Annotated in this window: 16 protein-coding genes; 8 read left to right on the forward strand and 8 right to left on the reverse strand. The window is 68.9% G+C overall.

Annotated features, from left to right (window positions below; all coding sequences use genetic code 11):
* Positions 1 to 46: 46 nt before the first annotated feature.
* The gene (locus tag E1298_RS02690; RefSeq protein ID WP_131889116.1) at positions 47 to 625 is read right to left on the reverse strand and encodes a hypothetical protein; all 579 of its coding nucleotides are present in this window, start codon (positions 623 to 625) and stop codon (positions 47 to 49) included.
* A 449-nt stretch (positions 626 to 1,074) separates the two neighbouring features.
* On the opposite strand from E1298_RS02690, the gene E1298_RS02695 reads away from it, so the two are divergent.
* From E1298_RS02695 to E1298_RS02710, 4 genes are all read left to right on the forward strand, one after another.
* Positions 1,075 to 1,497 carry a VOC family protein gene (locus E1298_RS02695; protein ID WP_131889117.1) on the forward strand — a complete coding sequence of 141 codons (423 nt, stop codon included), beginning with the start codon at positions 1,075 to 1,077 and terminating at the stop codon, positions 1,495 to 1,497.
* A gap of 16 nt (positions 1,498 to 1,513) precedes the next feature.
* Positions 1,514 to 2,611, forward strand: a complete 1,098-nt coding sequence (locus tag E1298_RS02700; RefSeq protein WP_131889118.1) for a winged helix DNA-binding domain-containing protein — start codon at positions 1,514 to 1,516, stop codon at positions 2,609 to 2,611.
* A 180-nt stretch (positions 2,612 to 2,791) separates the two neighbouring features.
* Positions 2,792 to 4,399, forward strand: coding sequence for an MFS transporter (locus E1298_RS02705; protein ID WP_131889119.1), 1,608 nt, complete (start codon positions 2,792 to 2,794; stop codon positions 4,397 to 4,399).
* 139 nt (positions 4,400 to 4,538) lie between these two features.
* Entirely contained in the window at positions 4,539 to 5,627 is a 1,089-nt protein-coding gene (locus E1298_RS02710; RefSeq protein WP_131889120.1) for an NAD(P)/FAD-dependent oxidoreductase, read from the forward strand.
* Between the two features lie 7 nt (positions 5,628 to 5,634).
* Here E1298_RS02710 and E1298_RS02715 read toward each other — a convergent pair whose 3' ends face one another.
* From E1298_RS02715 to E1298_RS02740, 6 genes are all read right to left on the reverse strand, one after another.
* Positions 5,635 to 6,111: a MarR family winged helix-turn-helix transcriptional regulator gene (locus tag E1298_RS02715; protein ID WP_131889121.1), complete on the reverse strand. Its 477-nt coding sequence runs from the start codon at positions 6,109 to 6,111 to the stop codon at positions 5,635 to 5,637.
* 210 nt (positions 6,112 to 6,321) lie between these two features.
* On the reverse strand, positions 6,322 to 7,125 hold the full coding sequence (locus E1298_RS02720; RefSeq protein WP_131889122.1) for an ABC transporter permease: 804 nt from the start codon (positions 7,123 to 7,125) through the stop codon (positions 6,322 to 6,324).
* Positions 7,122 to 8,114, reverse strand: coding sequence for an ATP-binding cassette domain-containing protein (locus tag E1298_RS02725; protein WP_131889123.1), 993 nt, complete (start codon positions 8,112 to 8,114; stop codon positions 7,122 to 7,124). Before E1298_RS02725 ends, E1298_RS02720 begins: the two co-directional genes overlap by 4 nt.
* A gap of 411 nt (positions 8,115 to 8,525) precedes the next feature.
* Complete coding sequence (locus E1298_RS02730) at positions 8,526 to 8,903, reverse strand: DUF1048 domain-containing protein (protein ID WP_131889124.1); 378 nt, start codon at positions 8,901 to 8,903, stop codon at positions 8,526 to 8,528.
* 2 nt (positions 8,904 to 8,905) lie between these two features.
* On the reverse strand, positions 8,906 to 9,235 hold the full coding sequence (locus E1298_RS02735; RefSeq protein WP_131889125.1) for a PadR family transcriptional regulator: 330 nt from the start codon (positions 9,233 to 9,235) through the stop codon (positions 8,906 to 8,908).
* Between the two features lie 153 nt (positions 9,236 to 9,388).
* Positions 9,389 to 10,075, reverse strand: a complete 687-nt coding sequence (locus E1298_RS02740) for a TetR/AcrR family transcriptional regulator (RefSeq protein WP_207944396.1) — start codon at positions 10,073 to 10,075, stop codon at positions 9,389 to 9,391.
* A 192-nt stretch (positions 10,076 to 10,267) separates the two neighbouring features.
* Between E1298_RS02740 and E1298_RS50120 the strand changes: the two genes are divergently transcribed.
* The 3 genes from E1298_RS50120 to E1298_RS47690 all read left to right on the forward strand — a co-directional run bounded on the left by E1298_RS50120 (position 10,268) and on the right by E1298_RS47690 (position 12,853).
* Positions 10,268 to 10,423 (forward strand): SDR family oxidoreductase, encoded by a 156-nt coding sequence (locus E1298_RS50120; RefSeq protein ID WP_243725352.1) that lies wholly within the window; start codon positions 10,268 to 10,270, stop codon positions 10,421 to 10,423.
* Between the two features lie 270 nt (positions 10,424 to 10,693).
* Positions 10,694 to 10,888 carry a hypothetical protein gene (locus E1298_RS50125; RefSeq protein WP_243725353.1) on the forward strand — a complete coding sequence of 65 codons (195 nt, stop codon included), beginning with the start codon at positions 10,694 to 10,696 and terminating at the stop codon, positions 10,886 to 10,888.
* 93 nt (positions 10,889 to 10,981) lie between these two features.
* Positions 10,982 to 12,853 (forward strand): serine/threonine-protein kinase, encoded by a 1,872-nt coding sequence (locus tag E1298_RS47690; protein ID WP_165975266.1) that lies wholly within the window; start codon positions 10,982 to 10,984, stop codon positions 12,851 to 12,853.
* A gap of 49 nt (positions 12,854 to 12,902) precedes the next feature.
* Here the strand turns inward: E1298_RS47690 and E1298_RS02755 are convergent, their stop codons facing one another.
* Positions 12,903 to 13,289, reverse strand: a complete 387-nt coding sequence (locus E1298_RS02755) for a VOC family protein (protein WP_207944397.1) — start codon at positions 13,287 to 13,289, stop codon at positions 12,903 to 12,905.
* Positions 13,290 to 13,545: 256 nt separating this feature from the next.
* Between E1298_RS02755 and E1298_RS02760 the strand changes: the two genes are divergently transcribed.
* Positions 13,546 to 14,649 (forward strand): terpene synthase family protein, encoded by a 1,104-nt coding sequence (locus tag E1298_RS02760; RefSeq protein WP_131889126.1) that lies wholly within the window; start codon positions 13,546 to 13,548, stop codon positions 14,647 to 14,649.
* Position 14,650: the final 1 nt, after the last annotated feature.

Here is a 14,650-nt window from a genome sequence, read left to right on the forward strand (position 1 = left end):
CCTTAGTACGCCACGGGCCCTGGTCGAGGAGGCGGGTATCCTCGCGCTAGCGCAACGCCCCGACAATGGCCTGGGCGAGACGCCGTGTATCGCGGTCGGCGGCGGCCTGGTTCAACCCGGTTCCGGAGTCGATCGTCCTCGGGCGGGCGTAGTCCAAGCCTTCCCAGTCGATCACGATGTTCACATTCTTGAAGCGGCAGTAGAGATACCGGCCGCTCATCGAGTATTTTTGGCCGCCATCCTGCGGAATCGCGCTCGCGGCATTCTTGCGCGAGATTCGGAAGCCGAGGCATTCGTCCGCGAGGTTCGGGATCGTTTCGGCCGGGCCGGTGTCGGTCACCTGGCGCCCTTCCTGCACATGAGCGCCCGCGACCGCGCTCCGGACGTACATGGCCTTGACTTTCGCCTCCGCGATACTCGGCTTTCTGGCCACCTCCAGTGTGAGGTTGCGGTTCTGCCGGGCATCGAAGACCTTCCAAGAGAAGGACTGGACCCCCCTCGGGTCGTTGTAGGGACCAGCCAGGTACCGGCCCTTGGCCACCTCAGGCGGGATCGATCTGGAGGCCACCTGACCAATATCGGGCACTCGCGTGACAAGACCGGAAGGGTCTTTCTCAACGGCCATCGGCGCGGACGGAACGGGTGCCTTTGACGGCCGGGCGGAGCGCGAGGACTCCGCAGTGGACGAGGAGGAATCACATGCTCCCAGGCCGATCAGGCCGACCAGGCAAAGGACCCCGGCCAGGGCCCGCGTGGCGTGCCGCCGCCTGAATAAATTGAGCACCGCCGGAGATGCCGTTTCCCAACCGGGCGAAATTGCCGGGCACTTCGGCGGGGGGCGATGCGAATCATGGCGGAGAGCGATCATGGACGATGAGTTTAGCCGGGCATTTCCGTGCATTTCAAGCAAATTGGTTCGTTCCAATGGCACCGCACCGCGCGTCCGGTGGACCTGGCTTATCGGGTTTCCGGGCGGCGAGTAGCGGACAGGATCTGACCGCTTCCCCTGCGACTATGGTCTCAGGCCGGGTACTCCCCGGCGTCCAGGAACGAAACCGAAGGCTGGAGCCCAAGATGTCTGTCAAGTCCGTGACTCATATGAACTTCCGGGGCGACGCGCGTGCGGCGCTTGAGTTCTACCGGTCCGTGTTCGGTGGCGACCTCGCCGTCGTCACCTACAAGGACGCTGGGAGCGTGCAGGACCCCGCCGAGGCCGACCAGGTGATGTGGGGCCAGGTGATCGCGGACAACGGCTTCCACGTGATGGCCTATGACGTGCCCTCGCAGATGCCCTGGGACCAGGGTAAGAACTCGTTCTTCGTCTCCCTGCGCGGCGAGAGCACCGAGGAGGTCACCGCGTACTGGGAGAGGCTCTCGGCAGGAGCGACCATCGTGCAGCCGCTGGCGCCCGCGCAGTGGGCTCCCCTCTACGGCATGCTCAAGGACCGCTTCGGCGTCGTCTGGGTCGTGGACGTCGCGAGCGAATACAACGGCTGAGCGGTAGGCATAGAGCATGACCGTCCTCGACACGCGGGCGCTCAATCGCGCGACGCTCGCCCGTCAGTTGCTGCTGGAACACGCCGACATGCCGGTCCTCGACGCCGTCGCGCACCTCGGCGGTCTGCAAGCACAGGAGCCGCAGGAGCCGTTCGTCGGGCTCTGGTCCCGGCTGCGCGCGTTCGACCCGGCGGCGCTGTCGGACCTGCTGGCCAGGCGGAACGTGGTGCGGACCCACCTCATGCGCCGCACCGTCCACCTCCTCACCGCCGAGGACGTCCTGGCCTGGCGGGCCCGCCACGACGCCATGCTGCGCCAGCGCGTCCTCGGGGTCTACCGCCAAGAGCTCGCCGGGGTGGACCTCGGCGAGCTCGCGGCGGCGGGACGGGCGGTGATGGCCGACGGCGAGCCCCGCTCGATGACCGGGCTCGGGCGGGCGCTCGCCGACCGCTGGCCGGAGCCGGGGCCGCGGGCACTGGGGGAAATGCTGGTCACCGTCATCCCGATGGTGCAGCTGCCGCCGCGCGGGCTCTGGCGCACGAAGGCGGGAGTGCGCAACGCCATGCTCTCGTCCTGGCTGGGGCGCGAGATCGACCCTCCGTCCCCGGACGCCTCCGACCCCGTGGGCCAGGCGCTCGTGCGGCGCTACCTCGCCGCGTTCGGCCCGGCCACCACGTCCGACCTGCGCGCCTGGAGCGGCCTCGCCGGGCTGCCGGCCGCCGTCGCCGCGATACGCGAGGAGCTGGTCGCCTTCCGCGACGAGCGGGGACGGGAGCTGCTGGACCTCCCCGACGCGCCGCGTCCCGATCCCGGCACACCGGCCCCGGTGCGGTTCCTGCCGGCGTTCGACAACGCGATTCTCGGCTACCACGACCGCAGCCGGATCATCGACGACGCCGACCGCGGCCTGTCGGTCGCCGGTGCCCGCGTCGTCCTGGTCGACGGCCGGGTCTCCGCGACCTGGACCGTCGAGGCCGACACCGTGGTCGTCACCCCGCTGCGCCGCTTCACCCGAGCCGACCGCACCGCCGTGGCCGAGCAGGGGCGGGCGCTGGCGTCGTTCCTGTCCGACAACGGCAGCCACCGCGTGCGGATCGCCGCGTCGCCCCGCTGAGCGACACCGGCGGGCCGGCAGGGCCTCACCTCACCCGGCGGATCCGGGCGGCGGAACGGGCGCGCACGGCTTCTTCGGAGCTAATTTGGTAGCTAGCTACTATGCTAGCATCGCCACCATGAGCGACGGCTGCGGAGCCTCCAGGCCCCGAAGAACCGACACACCGCGGGAGGGAGAGGAATGAGCAGATGGCGCGGCAATCCCTGGGCGGTGCTGCTGACGCTCAGCCTGGGATTCTTCATGACGCTGCTGGACCTGACGGCCGTCAACGTCGCCGTCCCCAGCATGATCGACGACCTGGACGCGTCGCTGGACGCGGTGCTGTGGGTGATCAATGTCTACATCCTCGTCCTGGCCGCGCTGCTGATCACCTTCGGCCGGCTGGGTGATGTCCGCGGGCCGCGCACCATGTTCATCGGGGGCGTCGCGCTGTTCACGGCGGCGTCCGTGCTGTGCGGCCTGTCGCAGGATCCGGCGCAGCTCATCGCCGCACGGGCCCTGCAGGGGCTGGGCGCCGCGGCGCTGACGCCGCAGACGATGACGATCATCATCGGCACGTTCCCGGCCGAGCGCCGCGGCACGGCGCTCGGTGTGTGGGGCGCGGTCGCGGGCGTGGCCACGATCGCCGGGCCCACGCTCGGCGGGCTCCTGGTCAGCACGGCCGGCTGGCGCTGGATCTTCTTCGTGAACGTCCCGATCGGCGCGGCCGTGCTCGCAATGGCCGTCACGCTCGTCCCGGACGTCCGGCACGGCACCGGCCACAAGCTGGACCTGCCGGGTGTGGCGCTCGCCACCGCGATGCTGCTGTGCCTGACCTTCGGGCTCACCGAGGGCCAGCGGTACGGCTGGAACGCCGGGATCTGGGCGCTGCTGGGCGGGGCCGCGCTGCTGCTGGTGGTGTTCCTGATCTACCAGGGCGCCCGGCAGGGCCGCGAACCGCTGCTGCCCTTCGCGCTCTTCCGCGACCGCGACTACGCGGTCATGAGCTTCGTGGCCGCGACCGTCCAGGTCGGGATGATCGGTCTGTTCCTGCCGGTGATGCTCTACCTGCAGTCGGTGCTGGACTTCAGCGCTCTCAAGGCCGGGCTGGTGATGGCGCCGGCGATGGTGGTGTCGGCGTTCCTGTCACCGGTCGCGGGCCGGATGGCGGACCGGGCCGGTGGCAAGTACATCCTGATGAGCGGCCTGGCCCTGTTCGCGGCCGGCATGGCCTGGCTCACCTGGGTCACGGGCGTCGGCCGCGCGTGGTGGGAGTTCCAGCCCGCCCTGATCGTGGCCGGGGTCGGCATCGGCTGCGTGTTCGGCCCGATGGTCACGGTCGCGATGTACAACGTGGAGCCCAGGATGGCCGGGGCCGCGTCCGGCGTGCTGAACACGATCCGGCAGATCGGCACGGTCGTCGGCAGCGCCGCGGTCGGCGCGGTACTGCAGAACCGCCTCGCCGCCTCGCTCCACGAGGAGGCGGCCAAGCGGGCCGCCGGCCTTCCGCCCGGCGTGCGCGGCCAGTTCATGGCCCGCTTCGACAACGGCGGTTCGGAGGTAGGCGCCGGGCAGACGGGCGGGGCGTTCAAGCCGCAGCCGGGAATACCGGCGAATCTCGCCCACCATATCCAGCAGGTGGCCGCGTCGGCGTTCGAGCACGGGTTCGTCCACGCGATGCGGCCGACCCTGGCACTGCCCATCGCCGTGATCGCGATCGGCGCCGCCGCGTGCGCCCTGGTACGACGCCGTCCAGCCGAACCCTTGGCCGGCGCGCACGACACGGCCGAGGCGAGCACCTCCGCCTAGCACCGTTACGACAGCCCATTCCCATCCCCTCACCCGCCGCGGAGGCTTTGACGACGTCCGGCGACCCCGCTGCGTTGCTGTTCGTGATACGAACCACTATAGTTCGTGCCACGAATAGCGACGTTATCGGGAGTGAAGAATGGGACGTCTCGTTGCGGTCATAGGTGGGGGTTACGGCGGCGCCGCCGTCGCCAAGGCGCTGGATCAGGACGCCGACGTCGTCCTCATCGAACCGAAGGACGCGTTCGTCCACTCGGCGGGGGCGTTGCGCGCGCTGGTGCAGCCGGACTGGGCGGGCAACATGTTCTTTCCGTACGACAGGCTGCTCCGGCGCGGCACGGTGATCCGCGACCGCGTGGTCTCGGTGGATCCCGGCGGCGTGACCCTGGCCTCGGGCGAGCGCGTCGACGCCGACTATCTCGTCCTCGCCTCCGGCTCCGACTACCCGTACCCGGCCAAGATGGACGCCGATTCCGCCGGAGAGGCACTGGAGCGACTCAGGGGCACGCACAAGGAGCTCGCGAGCGCCGGACGGGTCCTGATCGTCGGGGCCGGGCCGGTCGGCCTGGAGCTGTCCGGCGAGATCAAGGCGGTGTGGCCGGACAAGCACGTGACCATCGTCGAGCAGGGCGGCCGGCTGATGCCCGGCTTCGCGCCGGAGATGCGAGACGATCTCCACCGGCAGCTCGACGCGCTGGGCGTGGAACTGCGGCTGGACACCTCCCTCGCCGCGCAGCCGCCGACCGCGCCGGGCGTGGCGGAGACGTTCACCGTCGCGAGCGATCGCGGTGAGATCTCCGCCGACATCTGGTTCCGCTGCTACGGCGTCAGCGTCAACGGCGACTACCTGGCCGACGGACGGGTCGCCACGCGCACGCCACAGGGACGGGTCCGTGTGACCGAGACGCTCAACGTCGCAGGTCACGGCCACATCTACGCGCTCGGCGACATCACCGACCTGGACGAGGCCAAAATGGCCGGGCACGCCATGAAGCACGCCGGGGTCGTGGCGGACAACATCCTCGCCCAGGTGAAGGGCGAGGCGCCCACGGCCGTCTACCGGCCGTCCGAGATCCCGTCGATCCTGCTCCCGCTCGGTCCGGGCGGCGGCGTCGGGCAGATGCCCTCCCCCGACGGCCCGGCCGTCCTGTCCGCGCGAACGGTCAGCGAGTACAAGGGCGCGGACCTGTTCATCGGACGGTTCGCCGAGCTGTTCGGCACGGCCTGACCCGGCGTCAGCGCGGGCAGATCGTGCGGGTGTCGACCTCCATGAAGACGACCGGTACCTCGTTGTCGTGCACCACCTGGCTGAGCAGGGCGGCGAGCATGCCCCGGTCGTCGTCGCCGAGGTTCGTCGTCAGCTTCTCGACCCGGCGGCAGGTCTCGGCGTAGAACTCCTCGGCGATCCCGCCGCCCTCGGCGGTGAGCGCCACGCGAACAGCGCGCGCGTCCTCCGGATCAGGCTCGCGCCGCACGAGGCCGCGCTGGGCGCAGCGGTCCACCAGGCCGGTCAGGCTCGACTTCGCCAGCCCCAGCACGCCGCCCAGCTCGCCCATGCCGTACGGCTGCGGCATCAGGACGCACAGCAGTTGCCCCTGCTGCGGGGTCAGGCCGAACTCCCGGCTCGACTCCGCATACACGGCATTGACGAGAAAGGAGGCGCGCACCAGCGCGGTGACGACCCCCATCTGCGCACCCTCGGCCTTTCCCATTCACCCATCGTAGACCAGAGCCACTTCTGATTCGCGACACGAACAACTGGACACCAGCGCCGTGCCCGCTGAGGTGTGGCGGCCACCCGTTCGTCGCACCGCAAGCCGTGAATGCCATGCGGGCCCGGCTCGACCGGCCGGGCCTCCAGTTCGGGGTTGGAGGCCCGGCCGGCTGCGGCGGCCGCTGCTGTGCCGAGCGGCCGGCCGTGGTCAGTTGCTGACCGACTTCTTGTAGAGGCGGGTGGCCAGCGGGACGAACACGGTCAGGATGACGGCGACCCAGAGCAGCGAGGCCGGGACGGCGTGCTGGACGGGCCAGGCGTCGGAGGTCTTCATCGCGGTGCTGGTGTTGCCGAAGAGCTCGCGTGCGGCCTGGGTGAAGCTGGAGACCGGGTTCCACTCGGCGACGACGCGCAGCGGTGTGGGCAGTTGGGAGCTGTCGATGAAGGCGTTGGAGAGGAACACCAGCGGGAGCGAGACCATGTTGGCGATGCCGCTGAAGCTCTCCGGGGTGCGCAGGGTCAGCGCGACGGTGGCGGTGAACCAGGAGAAGGCGTAGGCGAACAGCAGCAGCAGCCCGAACCCGGCCAGGACCTCAAGCGGGGAGGTGTGCACCCGCCAGCCGACCGCCAGGCCCATCAGCGCCATCGCCGTCAGGCTGCTGAGGTTCATCAGCAGGTCGCTGAGGGTCTGGCCGATCAGCACCGCCGACCGCGCCATCGGCAGCGTGCGAAATCGGTCGAAGATGCCCTTCTGCAGGTCCAGCGTCAGCGTGTACCCGGTGGTCTGCGCGCCTATGATCACGGCCTGGACGAAAATGCCGGGGAGCAGGAACTCCTTGTAGGACATGCCGGGGATGTCGATGGCGCTGCCGAAGATGTAGGCGAACAGCAGGATGAGCACGATGGGAAGCGCGATCGCGGCAAGGAGCTGCTCCGGAGACCTCTTGATCTTGATGGCGTTGCGCTTGGCGATGGTCAGCCCGTCGATGATCGGGAGGGTGAGCGCGCTCATCGGGTGACCTCCTGGGCCTGCGCGGCGTTGGCGTCGGCGTGCTGGGCACCGGGTGCCCGGTGTCCGGTGAGGGTGAGGTAGACGTCGTCCAGCGTGGGTCGCCGCAGTCCGGCGTCCCGGACGGTGACGCCCTGCTCGGCCAGCCGGCCGAGGGCCAGGCGCAGCGACTCGGGGCCGTCGGTGACCGGGACCGTGACCTGGAGCCCCTCGGCGTCGGTCTCGATGGCGCCGACGGCGAGCCAGGCCAGCGCCTCCCGCGCCTTCGCCAGCTGCCCGCGGTCGGCGACCGACAGCTCGATCCGGTTGCCGCCGATCCGTTCCTTGAGCTCGTCGGCGGTGCCGCGCGCGATCGCCCGGCCCTGGTCGACCACCACGATCTGGTCGGCCAGCCGGTCGGCCTCCTCCATGTACTGGGTGGTGAGCAGCAGCGTGGTACCGCCCTTGACCAGCCCGCTGATCACATCCCAGAGCTGCGACCGGGCGCGCGGATCGAGACCGGTGGACGGCTCGTCCAGGAACAGCACCGGCGGGTCGGCGACCAGGGCCGCCGCCAGGTCGATCCGGCGCCGCATGCCGCCGGAGTAGCCCTTCACCGGACGGTCGCCCGCCTCCGTGAGGTCGAAGCGTTCCAGCAGCTCGCGGGCGCGCTTCTTACTGCGCCTGGCGCCCAGATGGTAAAGCCGCCCGACCATCTCCAGGTTCTCCGCGCCGGTGAGGTGCTCGTCGACGGCGGCGTACTGCCCGGACACCCCGATGTGAGAGCGCAGCCTTGCGGCCTCGCGGACGACGTCGCAGCCCGCGACGACGGCGCGCCCGGCGTCCGGCCGCAGCAGCGTGGTCAGCACCCGCACCGTCGTGGTCTTGCCGGCGCCGTTCGGCCCCAGCAGGGCCAGCACCGTCCCGCGCGGAACCGACAGCTCCATGCCGTCCAGCGCCGTCACCTTCCCGTACTTCTTGACTAGTCCTTCGGCTGTGATCGCGTCGCCCATAGGGGGTCTCCTTGCTGATGTTCGAGGGGCAGGATCGATGGATGTCGATATCGCCGTAGTTGCGCGCGCCTCGATGACCGCGTCGGCGGTCTGGGGGCCTTGCTCAGGTGTTCAGGGGTTGCGCAGCACGCCTTCTTGGAGTGCGTGCAGGTGGCCGCGCTCTAGGCGGTCTTGGCGGTAGCGTCGGCCAGCCGCCGATGTCACCGGTGGCCGCGTTCAGCCGCAGCTCACCGGCCATCTCACCGATGTTGCCGTTGAGAACATGAAGACGCCGGGGTCGTCAACGGCACCGACCCGGATCGTTTCGTTGGAGGTGTTGAGGTCGGCCGGTCCGGTCGCCTGACCGTCCGGTCCACCGTCCAGCTTCGGGTATGAGTTCTCAGAAACCCCGTACGCGGGTCGTGCGCGCGGTCATCGGGGATCCACTTGCTCCTGCTCGGCGCGCGCGATGGCATCGGTCAGCCGCTTCCGCGCACGGGCGGGGACGTAGCCGCCCTCGGAGTAGTTCTCGACGAACGTCCCGACGAACTCCGCCGGATCCTGCCCGACGATCTCGCGGATCGGGGTTCCGTCCGCCGCGGCCTGTTCGAACAGGTCGGCGAGGTCTTCGAACATCGTCACACTGCTCTCGCTGTCGGTCGGCACGAAGTGCATCATGTACCGCTCGATCGCGTCGACCGCCGTTCGATAGTTCTCGGGAAGCCGCGCCACACGCGCCTTGTACTCCCGCCACCGCCGCTTGGGGCCGATCACCTTTGAGATGAAGCCGCCCTTTTCGTCATCGGACATGATTACCTGCCTCCTTCACGGAGCTGTTCGAGCCGTTCTGCGAGGAAGCTCCAGGTCCTCCAGAACTCTTCGAGATATTCCCGTCCCTGAGCGTTGATGGAATACACCTTGCGCGGCGGCCCCTTCTCGGACGGAACCCTCTTCACGTCGACCAGGCCGCGCTGCTCGATCCTGACCAACAGCGCGTAGATGGTGCCTTCGGCGATGTCGGAGAAGCCCTGATCGCGCAGCCACGCCGTGATCTCGTAGCCGTACGCGGACCGGCCGGACAGGATCGCCAGGACGATGCCCTCCAGCGTCCCCTTGAGCATCTCCGTCATCTGCTTGCCCATAGAGCACCCCCTCTCAGCTACTCGGTGATGCTGACTACAGGTAGACAGTAACACCAAGTACTAGTACCTAGCAACACCGAATAGTGGAGCCGCGAGCCAGAGCCGCCGCCGCGCGTACGCACATTCCCCGCCCACACCGTTCGCGGTGCTGGATCAGCGTCGCAGCCACTCGTCGAGGAGGGCGGCCTCGGCTTTGCTGAGGCTGGGCAGTTCGGGCAGCAGGATGCGGAAGGCGGCGATGACGGCCGCCGGGTCCTGGGTGGGGACGGCGGGCTGATCCGCGAGGATGGCGCGTGCGACCGCGTCGAAGGCGGCGTCCGCCAGGTGCGGGTCGCTTTGTTCTGGCGGCAAGGTCAGCAGGGTGTGGACGGTTCCGATCCCCGCCGAGCGGATGAGATTGACGGCGCGTTCCTCGCTCACCCGAAGCCGTCCGGCGGCGGCGATCCTGTGCACACGCTCGGCGAGGATCAGTACACCCTTGGCCTGTGCCGGGGTGTGGCGTGCGCGGGCCGGGTCGAGCAGCAGGCCGTAGACGTAGGGGTTGGCCAGGCCGAAGCTGATCTGGGTGTTCCATCCGGCGCGGAGGTCTTCTACCGGGTCGTCCGAGGGCGCGGTGGTCTGCTTGCTCGCCACATGCTCGGCGAAGACGTGCTCGGCGGCGGCATCCAGCAGGTCGTCCTTGCCCTGGAAGAAGCGGTAGAGGGCGGGAGGCTGCAGCCCGGCCTGGTGGGCAACGCGGCGCGTGGTCACCGCGGCCGGCCCGTGGTCGCGCAGCAGGGCGGCCGCTGCCTTCATGATGCGGTCCCGGGTGATGTCCCGCCGCTGCGCGTTCGATGTCACGCAGACGATGGTATCGCCCACACGTGACAGGCGATGTTATCGACGATATTGCCGATCCGCCGCTGCTGACCTGCGCGGAGATACGGGCAGCGCCCGTCGGACTCCGGGACGTCCACGCGATTGCACCCAACGGAAATATCAGTGTTACCGTTCTCTGTGTTCCGTTGGAGACATCCCAGACTGGAGCCATCGATGCTGATCGTCACCGGAGCCACCGGGCACCTGGGGTCGCTGATCGTCAACCGCCTGCTGGAGCGGGTACCGGCCGACAGGATCGCCGTCAGTGTGCGCGAGGTGCCGAGCGCGTCCTGGTCGTCTCCGCGGCCATTCGAGGCGACGGCGCCCTGACCGCCAACAGGGCCGCCATCGACGCAGCACGGGGAGCGGGCGCCCAACGCATCCTGTACACCAGCCACCAGGCTGCCTCTCCCCTGTCGCTCTTCCCGCCGCAGAAGGTCCACGCGGCTACCGAGGAGCACCTCAAGCAGCAAGAAGTCCCCTACACCGCCCTGCGCAACGGGTTCTATGCCTCCACCTTGGGTTATTACATCGGCGCGGCATTGGAGACCGGCACGCTCGCCGTGCCGCATCACCGGCCGGACCATCGCCCGGGTCGTCATGGACGACGACGAGTGGACATCCGCAGCAGTCGCCAGCGGGATGCCGCGACCGGCGGCGGAGTTCTCCCTGACGATGTTCGCGGCATCGCGCAATGGCGAGTTCAACGCCACCGCCCCCTCACTCGAAGCCGTCATCGGCCGCCCCGCCAAGACCGTCCACGAGGTCCTGGAGGCCGCCCTGCGCTCCCGATGAGCCGAGCGCCCGTGGTGACCGGCCGCCATGAGAATCTTGGTCCCAGGACAAGGCCGAGACCGGTCCCGGGATCAGCGGTCTAGGTTCTGGCACATGTCTGTCGAGGGAGATCGAAGGACTACCGCCAACGCCGCTCCCCTGCTAGCGGGTGACCCGCGACGGCTTGGGGACTACGAACTCGTCGGCCGGCTGGGCGCCGGCGGCCAAGGCTCCGTCTACCTGGGCCATCGGACCGGTCAGCCCGGTGAGCTGGTCGCCGTCAAGCTGCTGCACAGCGCCTTGGCTCAGGACGAGGCCGCGCGCAGCCGTTTCGTCCGCGAGGTCTCGGCCGCCAAGCGGGTGGCCCAGTTCTGTGCGGCGCAGGTGCTGGCCGCCGACGTGGCCGGCCACCGGCCGTACATCGTGACCGAGTACGTGGCGGGGCCGTCGTTGCACGAGCTGGTCAGAGAGCGCGGCCCGCTCACCGGCGGCGCGCTGGACCGGATCGCGATCGGGACGGCGACCGCGCTGGTCGCGATACACCAGGTCGGGATCGTGCATCGCGATCTCAAGCCCGCCAACGTGCTGCTCGGCCCGGACGGTCCACGGGTGATCGACTTCGGCATCGCCAAGGCGTTGGACGTGACCCAGACGGTCACCAACGTCGTCGTCGGAACCCCGGCGTACATGGCACCGGAACAACTGCGCCGCGAGCCCGCCGGGCCTGCCTCGGACGTGTTCGCCTGGGCCGGGACGATCGTGTTCATGGCCACGGGCCGGCCGCCGTTCGGCAACGATCTGCTGCCCGCCGTCTCGGAACGCATCCTCAACCAGGAGCCCGACCTCGGCGACATGTCCGGGCGGCTGCGCGAGCTCGTCGCGGTCTGCCTGGCCAAGGACCCGGCCCGGCGCCCCACAGCGCACCTGCTTCTGCTCCAGTTGCTCGGCCAGGACACCGCACCTGCCGTTGCTCCCCCACCGCGCCAGGGCGAGCACAGTTCCGGCGTCCTCGCTGCCGGGACGCCCGCCGAAGCGGAGCAGCGGCATGCGACGGAGGCGGTTCCCGCGGCGCTGCTCGAACAGGCGGCGCACATCGCGGCTGCCAAGACTCCCCACCCCTCCCTGAAATTGGACCACCTGCTGCCCGGTTCCCCAGCTGGTCTCAGCGGCCGCGGAGAAGGCACGGCACCCGGCGATGGAGTTCGCCGTGGTGCAGGGACAGGACAAGGCATCTGGCGCGGGAAAGGCGAGCCGCCGATACCGGCTCGTCGCTTTTTCCTACCCGCACTGGGTGTGCTCGCCCTGCTACTCCTCATCGTGACCGCAGGGGTGCTCGCGGTTCTCGAAGTGGTCTCCGTCGATGCGGCGTCGCTTTTCCTTGCCGTCGTGGTGCTGGCGTCGGCTCTGGTACTGCTCGCCCGGTCGCGTGATTCAGGCCGCCTCTTCGTTCTGGCAGCGGCGCTGGTCGCCCTGAGTGCCGCGTGGGCCGGAGCCGCCGGACAGCGCGGTTTCGACAGCCCGAAGTCCGAATCATCCAGTTCCAAGCCGCCCGCCCGACCGCCGTCGGCGTCGCCGACCGTCAAGGCGTTCCCACCACCACGGGCAGGACGAACCGTGCCGAACGACAAACTTCTGCCAGGCGACTGCGTGAAGGCGCCTCAAGTGGGCACCGACAAGCCACTGCCCGACCTCGTCGACATCACGACCTGCACGAGCAACCACGACGCCGAGGTCACCTTCGTCGGCCAACTCTGGGCGCCGAACGGCCGAAACCCCGGCGAGAAGAAGAGGAGGCAGCAGACGACCTCCCGCTGCGAGGCCGAACTGTCGAAATACGTGGGGACCCCGTACAAGCAATCAGTGTTCGATTATGCCTACTGGTTCCCGAGCGAAACGACCTGGGGCAACGGCGACCGGCAAATTGTATGCATGGCCTACTATCCGAAACACGGCCTGCACTACACGATCAAGGGAATACAAGGCTGAGCCGATCCGGGACGTCGCCATCGGCCACCTGGACAACCTTCTCAGGATCTCAGGCGGGTGCGGTGACCCACCACAGTGTGCCGAACGGGTCGACGAAGGCGCCCATCCGGCTGCCGTCGGCTTGCGCCGTGACCTCCATGGCCGGCCTGGCACCGGCTGTGACCGCCCGCGTGTAGGTCTCTTCGGGATCCGGCACGGTGGTCCACATCTGGATGTGCACGGGTTCGGTGGGTGAGCGCAGGCACCGGCCGCCGTCGGGTCCGGAGTCGGCGAAGAACAGCACGCTGGTCCCGATCCGCGCCTCGGCGTGCATCACCCGCTCGGGGTCCTCGGGCAGAGGCATGACGTTGGACACCTCGGCTCGGAAGGCGCTCTCGATGAACTCACCGAAGGCGTTCGCGCTGTCCACCATCACGTAGGGCGTCACCGAAGACATGCCGGACTCCTCACTAATCAAATTTGTCTACCTGCAAGGTACCCAGGGCCGGCCGACCTTGTCCAGTACCGCCCTGCTCCGGGCAAGGCGCGACATGTCAGCGAAGCGCGACATCTTCGGCGCCGGCGCGTCCATGGTCGGCTGGACGTGGTGGGGACTACTAGGAAGCAAGGCCCGCCAGGATCTCCCGAGGGCCGCCGGTCTGTGGTCCGATTCCTGGTTGGGCGATACGAGCGAGAACACCAAGGAGAGTCCCGTGACCGCCCCATCCGCGATCGCCCCCGAGATCACCATGCATCTCCCACCGGTGTACCTGCCGATGCCCCTGCTCAGCCATCCGCAGCTGGATCTGCTTGAGCAACGAGGAATCGCCTGGATGGCTCAGCACGGCTTCTGCGACGATCCGGCCCTTCGAAAACGAATCATCGACAGCATGGGCGCCCACTTCTACGGCTACGTGTGCCCGGCCGCGGACACCGACCGATTGCAAATGGCCGTCGACTGGGCTTACTTGATGTTCCTCTTCGACGACGTCCACGGCGACAGCGCACAAACCGACGCGGACGGCGACAACTACGCATTCCTGGATCTGGCCGTCCGCATCGTCCGCACCCTGGAAACCCCTACGGCACGCATTCTTGACTCCCGCCATCCCTTTACCGCGCCAATCGTGGATCTGGCCACGCGCCTGCACCGGTGCACGAGCCCGGTGCAGTTGCGCCGTCTGGCCGACGCGCACGCGCTGTGGCTTTTGGGAGTGGCCTGGGAGATCCCCGCCAGCCGCCACCCGGCGACCTCGCTGGACGACTATCTGTGCACCCGGCACATGTACGCCGCGGCCGCACCCACCATCACCTGGCTCCAGATCACCGATCCCGAGCCCATCGATGACACCGAGATCACCCACCCCCGGGTGCGCGCGCTGACCGAGATGGCCGGCACCGTCGCCGCCATCGACGACGACTTGTACGGCTACGGCAAAGACCAGTGGCTGGCCCGCCGCCACTCTGGGCCGGCGATGGCACCGGCGAACCTGATCGACGTTTACACCACCCAGGACCAACTCTCCCCCGATACGGCCCTGCACGCCTGCGTCGCACTACGCGACCGCATCGTCCACCGGTTCTTGCAGGTGCGCGACCAGGTCACCCCGGAAGCCTCGCCCGCCCTGACCCGCTACCTGCACAATCTCACTTGCCTGATGCGCGGCAATTACGAATATGGCCTGGCCGCCGCCCGCTACACCAACCCCGACGGCCTTCATCCAGGCGCCGTCCACATCACGGGCTCCACGACCGACACTCCTGCCGCCGTTGGCCCGCCCGGAATTCCGGGCATCGACTGGTGGTGGGCTCCGTAGG

This window comes from Actinomadura rubrisoli (assembly GCF_004349215.1).
GTDB lineage: Bacteria > Actinomycetota > Actinomycetes > Streptosporangiales > Streptosporangiaceae > Spirillospora > Spirillospora rubrisoli.

What these genes read in the sequence shown, in the direction of transcription:
- E1298_RS02755 (WP_207944397.1), bottom strand. Translation starts at nt 13,289, where the DNA reads ATGTCTTCGGTGACGCCCTACGTGATGGTGGACAGCGCGAACGCCTTC.
- E1298_RS02730 (WP_131889124.1), bottom strand. Translation starts at nt 8,903, where the DNA reads ATGTCCGATGACGAAAAGGGCGGCTTCATCTCAAAGGTGATCGGCCCC.
- E1298_RS02735 (WP_131889125.1), bottom strand. Translation starts at nt 9,235, where the DNA reads ATGGGCAAGCAGATGACGGAGATGCTCAAGGGGACGCTGGAGGGCATC.
- E1298_RS50125 (WP_243725353.1), top strand. Translation starts at nt 10,694, where the DNA reads ATGGACGACGACGAGTGGACATCCGCAGCAGTCGCCAGCGGGATGCCG.
- E1298_RS02715 (WP_131889121.1), bottom strand. Translation starts at nt 6,111, where the DNA reads ATGGGAAAGGCCGAGGGTGCGCAGATGGGGGTCGTCACCGCGCTGGTG.
- E1298_RS47690 (WP_165975266.1), top strand. Translation starts at nt 10,982, where the DNA reads ATGTCTGTCGAGGGAGATCGAAGGACTACCGCCAACGCCGCTCCCCTG.
- E1298_RS50120 (WP_243725352.1), top strand. Translation starts at nt 10,268, where the DNA reads ATGCTGATCGTCACCGGAGCCACCGGGCACCTGGGGTCGCTGATCGTC.
- E1298_RS02700 (WP_131889118.1), top strand. Translation starts at nt 1,514, where the DNA reads ATGACCGTCCTCGACACGCGGGCGCTCAATCGCGCGACGCTCGCCCGT.
- E1298_RS02705 (WP_131889119.1), top strand. Translation starts at nt 2,792, where the DNA reads ATGAGCAGATGGCGCGGCAATCCCTGGGCGGTGCTGCTGACGCTCAGC.
- E1298_RS02690 (WP_131889116.1), bottom strand. Translation starts at nt 625, where the DNA reads ATGGCCGTTGAGAAAGACCCTTCCGGTCTTGTCACGCGAGTGCCCGAT.
- E1298_RS02720 (WP_131889122.1), bottom strand. Translation starts at nt 7,125, where the DNA reads ATGAGCGCGCTCACCCTCCCGATCATCGACGGGCTGACCATCGCCAAG.
- E1298_RS02710 (WP_131889120.1), top strand. Translation starts at nt 4,539, where the DNA reads ATGGGACGTCTCGTTGCGGTCATAGGTGGGGGTTACGGCGGCGCCGCC.
- E1298_RS02695 (WP_131889117.1), top strand. Translation starts at nt 1,075, where the DNA reads ATGTCTGTCAAGTCCGTGACTCATATGAACTTCCGGGGCGACGCGCGT.
- E1298_RS02725 (WP_131889123.1), bottom strand. Translation starts at nt 8,114, where the DNA reads ATGGGCGACGCGATCACAGCCGAAGGACTAGTCAAGAAGTACGGGAAG.